The organism is Bacteroidia bacterium, assembly GCA_025056095.1.
Taxonomy (GTDB): Bacteria; Bacteroidota; Bacteroidia; order JANWVE01; family JANWVE01; genus JANWVE01.
In genome coordinates this window covers 1-8,031 of record JANWVW010000126.1, presented here as the reverse complement: position 1 = coordinate 8,031, position 8,031 = coordinate 1, and the positions used below count along the sequence as shown (strand labels likewise).

The following is an 8,031-nucleotide window of genomic DNA, read 5'->3' as shown; positions in this document are numbered from 1 at the left end:
GTTAGCGAAGTACCGAAGCGAAGCGTAGTGCGGAATGCCCCGACCCTTGCGTCAGCAAGGGGCACGCCCAAAAAAACGTTTCTAAAAAGTCTTTTCTGCGTATCTGCGAATATTTTTTATTTTTGCTTGTTAAGAATATAAAAAGTATGGCAGAAAGCATCATAGAAAAAGTAAAACCTGAATTTTTTCCTAAACACCAAAAAGCCTTATACAAAAGACTAGAAACTAAACATTCTTTTGTAGAAGTAGATGAAAATGACCCCCTAGGTACAGAAATGGTCTTGAACATAGGACCACAACATCCTGCTACGCATGGAGTGCTACGCGTAGTAACTAAATTAGATGGCGAAAATATCCAAAAGTGCGTTTTAGATATTGGCTACCTACACAGGGGAATTGAAAAAATAGCAGAAAATAAGACCTACCAAGAATTTATGCCCTACACTGACCGAATGGATTATTTATCCCCCTATTCCAACAATGTTGCTTTTTGTTTAGCCGTTGAAAAGCTTGCCCAAATTCAAGTACCCGAAAGAGCACAGTATCTTAGAACTATTGCTTGCGAACTTGCACGAATATCTTCTCATTTGTTATGGTTGGGAACAATGGTCATGGATGCAGGTGCTGTATCCATGTTTATGTACACGTTTAGAGAGCGCGAAAAAATATACAGTATCTTTGACCGTTTTGCAGGTGTTCGTTTTACAGTATCTCATTGCCGTATCGGAGGTCTACAATTTGACCCTGACGAAAGCGTAATAAAAGAAATTGATGCCTTCGTCAAAAACTTATACAAAGAACTCAAAGCATGGCACAAACTATTAGATAAAAACCCAATATGGGTGAACAGAAACGCAGGAATAGGAGTAGTTAGTAAAGAGGATGCTATTCAGTACGGCTTTACAGGACCAAATTTGCGGGCAAGCGGTGTTCCTTACGACATTCGTACTTTTGAGCCTTATCTTGTTTATGACCAAATAGATTTTGACGTAGTCATAAGAGAAGAGGGAGATTGTCTAGCTCGGTACTTTGTCCGTATGGATGAAATGGAGCAAAGCTGCCGTATTATAGAACAGTGTATCGCCAAGCTGCCCAAAGGTGATATTCGCGCAGATAACGCTAAGCACACTTATCCATCGAAAAATGAAGTATACTACTCTATGGAAGGACTTATCCATGACTTTATGATGACTGACCTGGGCGTATGTCCGCCAAAAGGTGCCGAAATCTACCACGCTATTGAAGCTCCAAAAGGTGAATTAGGTTTTCATATCATCAGTGATGGCACAGGTTCGCCTTGGCGATTAAAAATAAAGTCCCCTTCTTTCAGCAACTTACAAGTTTTAGAAAAAATGTTAGAAGGGGCTATGGTTTCAGATACAGTAGTTTTAATAGGTTCTGTGGACCCTGTTATGGGCGAAGCAGATAAATAAAAATCAAAAATCCTTCACTTGACTATGGATACACTTGACATAGATGTAAGTAAATATACTAAACCAATCCAAATACATGGTACTGAACCCGCTCAAAGTTTAGCTGAACTTTTACAGCGATATCCTTTGGTAGTGCTAGTTTTTTTACGCCAATTAGGATGCACTTTTTGTAAAACTATGGTACTTAACTTGAAAAAACTCAAAGAAAGCGACCCTAGTTTTCCGCCAATCATATTCGTCCATCAAGGAACAATTGAGCAAGGAAATGCATTTTTTGAAAAATTCTGGAAAGGTCAAATTCATATCTCAAACACAGACTTATCTTTGTTCCACTTCTTTAAGATAAAAGTAGGTAAGGTCAAAGATAGAATTGGTATTCGTACTTTTTTGAAAGGAATTAAAAGTCTATTTACACATGGTTTCAAGGTATGGCAAACTAAACGGATTGGGGATGACAAGCTGCTTTCAGGTACATTTCTATTCCAAAGAGGAAAGTTAGTATGGGCGCACAGGGCTAAATTTGCAGGAGATGAACCTAACTGGAGAATTTTGACAAAATAAGCTCTAAAACAATCTAAGCTCGCAGGACAATCAAAAATAATTTTTCTCTACTCAATCATAACAAAAGCGCCCCAATAATACGGCTCTTTGTACTGTTGTCTAACTTCTTTTTGAGCTAACTCAAATGCTTCGCGCTTAGGCATAGCCTTCTTTTGCCAATTTTCATAAAATTTAGCCATAAGCAATTGTGTAGCTTCATCATTGATCTTCCACAAACTCATCATAATACTCTGCGCCCCTGCTACCTTAAAGGCACGCTGCAGCCCATAAACCCCTTCTTTGTTTGTTTGACCTAGACCTGTTTCACATGCACTTAACACAACTAACTCTGTACTGTCTAACTCCATATTCATGACTTCAAATGCTGTTAATTTTCCATCTTCTTTGTCTAATGGGCGCGCCTGCATTCTATCGTAATCTACTACCCCTGCTAACAACAGTCCTGCGTTTAGCATGGCTTGCATACTGGTCTGATATTGCCCCTTCTTAAAATATCCATGTGTAGCAATGTGCAAAACACGCGGATTTTTCAAAGATTTGACAAATTCCTCCGTGGCATTTGCACCTGTTACAATAATAGCATTGGGAAGAAATGTAGCAATTTGCTTAACTTCTTTTTCTGAACCTTGCAGTGGAAGAATATCTCGAGCTTCTAAGCAGTTAGTACACTTGATTAACTCACTCAAATTCAAGTCTATTTGATATGAAGGATTTCCAATAAGGTAAGCTTTTCCCTTGCTCAAAGGTATGCTTTGTAGTATATCCTTAGTACTTGTAACATTAACTATCTGAATTTCATCACAAAGATACTGCCGTTTATGAGGATTGTACAATGTCGAAAAACTAATTTGGTGAAATACTCCTTCAGGCGAAAGATATACTGTTTGTATGTCCTTCAAAGCTGCTTTGAGAGGTCTCCAATAAACATTGTAGCTAACTTCATCTAATATCTTGTGTCTAATACTACGTTTGTAGTTGATAAGATATTCTTTTTCTAACTTACTACCGTTAGGCATAGTTACCAGTTCAGGATGCTTACTGTTTTTCTTAACTATCAGTGCGAAATATAATACAGGATCGTTAGTTTCATCTTGAATAAACTCTTTTCGGTACAACCTGATTATTTCTACCGCTGCTTCAAAAGGTTTGAGCTTATTTTGGATATCTTTCCAAGTATAAGATCGAGAAGCAAAAGTATGAGCAAAATCTTCGCTTTTTAAGGCAAGCTCTTTTTCTAACTCATTGATTCGTTTATTTAAGCTATCCAAGTTAATTTTCTTTTTTTGACGAATTTCTGCACTAAGATTTTGAGCCTTTGTGTATTTGTCTTTGGTAGCTTTCCATTCTAAATAAAGAGTTTTCAAGCTTTCATCTTGGCTGTTGATAATTCTATTTTTAATTTTTTCAGTGCTATTGAGAATTAGTCCTTTTGTTTCAAGGACTAAATTATAGCTTTGTTCAGTGATTGCGGGATTTTTTTGGTACCGTATAAAAACAAAGTTTTGAAAGGTATTAAAAACGCTTTCTACGTTTGTTTTAAGATATTTTTCTTTCTCGCTTTCGGATAGATTTTTGAAATTAGTTTCTATATCCTGCATTTTAGACTGAATAATGTGCTTAAAAAGTGTCTCTGCTTCGGAATATCTTTTTTGCTGTATATACATAGCAGATAAATTTTCGCAGGTTTGAAGATAAGTGAGATGAGTTTTAGAAAAGACTTTGGTATAAATCTGAAGCGCTTCCTTAAACAAAGATTCGGCTGATGCATACTTTTGCTGTAATCTATAAATACGCCCAAGATTATTACAAGCTGTGGCATAGTAAGTGCTATTCTTACCTAAAGTTTGTGCGTAAATTCTTTGAGAAATCTTGAATAAGGTTTCTGCTGGATAGTACTTTTTTTGAGCAGCATACAAAAATCCAAGATTATTACATGCGCCTGCATACTCTTGATGCTGCTGCCCAAATATTGCAAGTTTTATAGATAATGCTTCTCTATACCAAGTTTCTGCTTGCTCATACTTGCCTGTGGCATAAAATAATCCGCCTAACAAATTGCAAGATGCTGCATAATCAGGATGCTGCTTGCCTAATACAGCTAGGCGAATATCTAATGCTTCTCGGTAAAGTTGTTCTGCTTGTTCGTATAAGCCTTGCTTTTCATATAAAAAACCCAAATTATTGCAAGCCGTAGCATAGTACGGATGTTTTTTACCTAATAAACTTTGGTATACTTGCTTAGCTTCTTTGTAAAGTAATTCGGCTTCGGGATATTTACCTTGTGCTTGGAATGCTTTTGCTAAATTATTAGCTATAGTAGCATAGTAAATATGAGCTTTCCCCACATTTTTTTGTATGATAGACAAGGCTTGTTTTAAGTAAAATTCTGCTTCTGAAAGCCTATCTTGGTTAAGGTATAAATTACCTATGTTATTGCAAGAGGTGGCATATTCTAGGTGCGCTTTTCCTAAAATACGTTCCCGTATTTGTATACTTTGAGTATAAAACTTTTCAGCATCAGCGAACTTACCTTGAATTTCTCTTAAAATACCTAAATTGTTGATAATTTCAGCATACTCAGGAGTTTCAGTTTTTTGAAGCATCTGTAAAATAAAAGCAGCTTCTTGGTATAAACTATCTGCTACCCGAAATTTAGCTTTATTCTTGTAAGCCCAAGCAACATGGTCAAGGCAGACGGCATATTCTACACTGTTTTTGCCTTTTTCCATTGAACAGATTTGTAATGCTTTATTACCGAGTATAATAGCAGTATCAGGTTGGCTATCATGATATTGATAGCACAAACTATCTAAAACTTTCCAGCTCTGTCCGTATGCAAATGAAAAACTAACACAAAGTACAAAAAGAAGTGATACTATGGGCATAAGTTTACAAAGATAGATACAAACACGTAATAAGTCTGAGCATAAAGTCAAGATTATGTTAAACCGATGTTAGTTTTGTATATCTTTGCGTTATGTCTTTACTTGCTCTACTACTGAAAAGAACTGTAAATGTAAGTAATCAAATTGCTAAACGAAAACGCGTAGACCCTATTTTACAACAAAAAAGAGTACTCAAAAAGTTATTGCATAAAGCAGCTATTACTCAGTTTGGTACTTTTTATCATTTTGACGAAATTCTGCAAAGTAAAAATATACAGTTAGAATTCAGAAAACGAGTTCCTTTGCATGATTATGACTCAATTGCACCTTGGTGGCAAAAAGCCGAAGCAGGAGAATCAGATGTAACTTGGCCAGGTAAGGTAAAATACTTTGCTTTAAGTTCAGGTACATCAGGTAGCCCATCTAAGCATATTCCCGTAACCCGAGAGATGATTAAAGCCATGCAAAAAGTTGGGCGAAGAGAAGTTTTAGTACTAGACAATTACAAGTTTCCTGCTAAAATTTTTGATAAACAATTTCTTAGCCTAGGTGGAAGCACTAATTTGCAATATAATGGAATTAACTACCGCGGCGATTTGAGTGGCATTCAAGCCAAAAAGCAACCCCGTTGGTTCAGACCTTTTTTCAGACCCGAAAAAGAAATTACAGATATCCGGGATTGGGAAACTAAACTTCAAAAAATGGTCGAAAGAGCCCCTAAATGGGATGTAGGCATCATTGCAGGTGTACCTGCCTGGGTACAAATTTTACTAGAACGAGTTATTGAATATTACAACCTAAAACACATTCACGAACTGTGGCCAGATTTTCAACTATATATTCATGGAGGTGTTTCTATTGAACCTTATCGCAAAAAACTTCAGTCCTTGTTTGGTAGAGAAGTTTTGTTGATAGATACTTACTTAGCTTCAGAAGGCTTTATTGCTTGTCAAATCCATCCCGATAATAGGGGCATGCTGCTCTCTACCGACAGTGGTATCTACTACGAATTTCTACCTTTCAATGAAGATAATTTTGATGCAGATGGCAATCTCAAAGATAAATTCGCAAAAACCCTTACTCTTGCCCAAGTAGAGCTCAATAAACCGTATGCTTTAATCCTCTCTACCTGCGCAGGAGCTTGGCGATACCTAATCGGCGATGTAATTAAGTTTGTATCTCTTGACCCATACGAAATTATCATTGACGGAAGAACTAAACACTTTTTAAGCATTTGCGGCGAACACCTCTCCGTAGATAATATGACTATGGGACTTAAAAGAGCTTGCGAAATACACAATACAAATGTCAATGAATTTACCGTAGTCGGAATACCTATCGAAAATAGACATACGCATAAGTGGTATCTAGGTACAGAGGACCCTTACCTTAACCAAAATAAAGAGGCGTTCATTCAAACCTTGGATAAACAACTATGCTTGCTCAACGATGACTATGCCACAGAAAGAAAACACGCTCTCAAAGATTTGCAAGTTGAAGTCCTACCTACGCATGTATTTCATGATTTTTTGGCGCACATTGGTAAAGCAGGTGGACAGCATAAATTCCCTCGCGTACTCAAAGGCAAACCTCTTGAACAGTGGAATGAGTACCTCTCTAAATACGTTTACAAAACTAATGACAACTAAACGCTTTACTTTTTTAATCCTGTTTATTGCTTTTGTTGTGCAAACAAGCTTTGTCCCGAAAGAATACTACAATTCTACGGTTGAAAAGCATGTAAAGCAGTACCCCCTCTATCAAACTACTAAAAATAAGCTTTATCGCAAAATTGTAAATAATCAAGTAAAAGTTTTTACCGCTGATGCCATCAATTGGGAAAGAGAACTCTACTACCTACTACAATACAACGCATTGGATAGCCGACAAGCCGAGTACTTTGATTTTAGTATTGAACAAGAATCTAACCGAATAAAAGTTATTGCTACGCGTAAAAAGAATTGTGCATATAAAACGCCACTGGCATCTCAATCGCTATTATGGGATAAAACTACTCAAAAGCCTATTTTTATCCGTAGCCATATTGTGCGCAAAACTTGGTTTTATTGGCAAGATATAGAAAGTAAAGCTACCTTTGAAATTCAAAATGGGCAGTTTTTTGTCAAACGTACTTTTAACCACTTCTTTACTCAAGTAGCTTTCTTTAAGCCCAAAGAAGTTGTAATTTACGGTAATTTTGTATCTGAATGAATGAGCTAGAAAATTTAGACTTTGCCTGGTGCGCTATGCCTATTGCACCTGTCAAAAAAAACCCCGAACACCGTTCAGAATTAGTTACTCAACTTTTATTCGGTGATGTAGTGCAGGTATTAGAAAAAAATAATATATGGTCAAAAATCAAAATTTTGCATGATGAGTACGAGGGCTACGTTTTGACTATGCAGCTCACTAAAATATCGCCATCTCAAGCCCAGCACTATGAAAAACACTACGCACTAATCAATGTTCTAACTACTTCCACAGCACAAGACCAAATTCCTTTAACTATGGGCTGTAGAGTTCCCACTGCGTTAATTCAAGATATCGGTCAAAACATTGAGGTCAAACTGCCTTACCCTAAAAAACTTTTGCTTTCAAAAACAGAAGTAATATTTGATAACTATTCTACTCAAAAGGTAGTGGATTTAGCCAAGCGGTTTTTGTATGTTCCTTACTTGTGGGGGGGGAAGTCAGCATTTGGTTTAGACTGTTCGGGATTTACCCAGCTTGTTTTTAGAATGATAGGAATTTTTATCTATCGCGATGCTCACCAACAAGCTACACAGGGGATCCCGGTTAGCAGTTTATCACAAGCTAAACCAGGTGATTTGATATTTTTTCGAAAGCCCGATGCGGCTAAAATAAGCCATGTAGGCATTTATGCAGGTAATTACGAAGTAATTCACAGTGCAGGTTATGTTCATATAGCCAAGGTAGATGATGTAGGCTTGCACAGTATCTATCAAGAAGGATACTCACACAAGTTAGTAAGCATTCGCAGGTATTGGTAATTCAATTTTTAATAAAATTTTCATTTTTTTGGGCGTGCCCTTGCCCAATGCTCGCTGCGCTCACATGGGCAAGGTCGGCGTGCTTCGGGCTACGCTATCGCTTCGGTGCTTCGCTTCGCTCCGCACTGGGCTAACGCCCAC

General features: G+C 37.2%; 6 protein-coding genes. 5 read left to right on the top strand and 1 reads right to left on the bottom strand.

Annotated features, from left to right (window positions below):
* Positions 1-146: 146 nt before the first annotated feature.
* Both nuoD and NZ519_09530 read left to right on the top strand, forming a co-directional pair.
* On the top strand, positions 147-1,433 hold the full coding sequence (gene nuoD, locus NZ519_09535; protein MCS7028995.1) for an NADH dehydrogenase (quinone) subunit D: 1,287 nt from the start codon (positions 147-149) through the stop codon (positions 1,431-1,433).
* A gap of 24 nt (positions 1,434-1,457) precedes the next feature.
* A complete protein-coding gene (locus tag NZ519_09530; protein ID MCS7028994.1) occupies positions 1,458-1,994 on the top strand; it encodes a hypothetical protein in 537 nt (178 codons plus the stop codon).
* Positions 1,995-2,041: 47 nt separating this feature from the next.
* Here NZ519_09530 and NZ519_09525 read toward each other — a convergent pair whose 3' ends face one another.
* Complete coding sequence (locus NZ519_09525) at positions 2,042-4,879, bottom strand: tetratricopeptide repeat protein (protein MCS7028993.1); 2,838 nt, start codon at positions 4,877-4,879, stop codon at positions 2,042-2,044.
* 92 nt (positions 4,880-4,971) lie between these two features.
* Between NZ519_09525 and NZ519_09520 the strand changes: the two genes are divergently transcribed.
* Genes NZ519_09520 through NZ519_09510 form a run of 3 tightly spaced genes read left to right on the top strand, consistent with a single transcriptional unit; the run spans position 4,972 to position 7,890 of the window.
* A complete protein-coding gene (locus tag NZ519_09520; GenBank protein MCS7028992.1) occupies positions 4,972-6,528 on the top strand; it encodes a GH3 auxin-responsive promoter family protein in 1,557 nt (518 codons plus the stop codon).
* 37 nt (positions 6,529-6,565) lie between these two features.
* Positions 6,566-7,090, top strand: coding sequence for a hypothetical protein (locus NZ519_09515; GenBank protein MCS7028991.1), 525 nt, complete (start codon positions 6,566-6,568; stop codon positions 7,088-7,090).
* Positions 7,087-7,890 carry a C40 family peptidase gene (locus tag NZ519_09510; GenBank protein MCS7028990.1) on the top strand — a complete coding sequence of 268 codons (804 nt, stop codon included), beginning with the start codon at positions 7,087-7,089 and terminating at the stop codon, positions 7,888-7,890. Before NZ519_09515 ends, NZ519_09510 begins: the two co-directional genes overlap by 4 nt.
* Positions 7,891-8,031 lie beyond the last annotated feature (141 nt).

What these genes read in the sequence shown, in the direction of transcription:
- nuoD (MCS7028995.1), top strand. Translation starts at nt 147, where the DNA reads ATGGCAGAAAGCATCATAGAAAAAGTAAAACCTGAATTTTTTCCTAAA.
- NZ519_09530 (MCS7028994.1), top strand. Translation starts at nt 1,458, where the DNA reads ATGGATACACTTGACATAGATGTAAGTAAATATACTAAACCAATCCAA.
- NZ519_09525 (MCS7028993.1), bottom strand. Translation starts at nt 4,879, where the DNA reads ATGCCCATAGTATCACTTCTTTTTGTACTTTGTGTTAGTTTTTCATTT.
- NZ519_09520 (MCS7028992.1), top strand. Translation starts at nt 4,972, where the DNA reads ATGTCTTTACTTGCTCTACTACTGAAAAGAACTGTAAATGTAAGTAAT.
- NZ519_09510 (MCS7028990.1), top strand. Translation starts at nt 7,087, where the DNA reads ATGAATGAGCTAGAAAATTTAGACTTTGCCTGGTGCGCTATGCCTATT.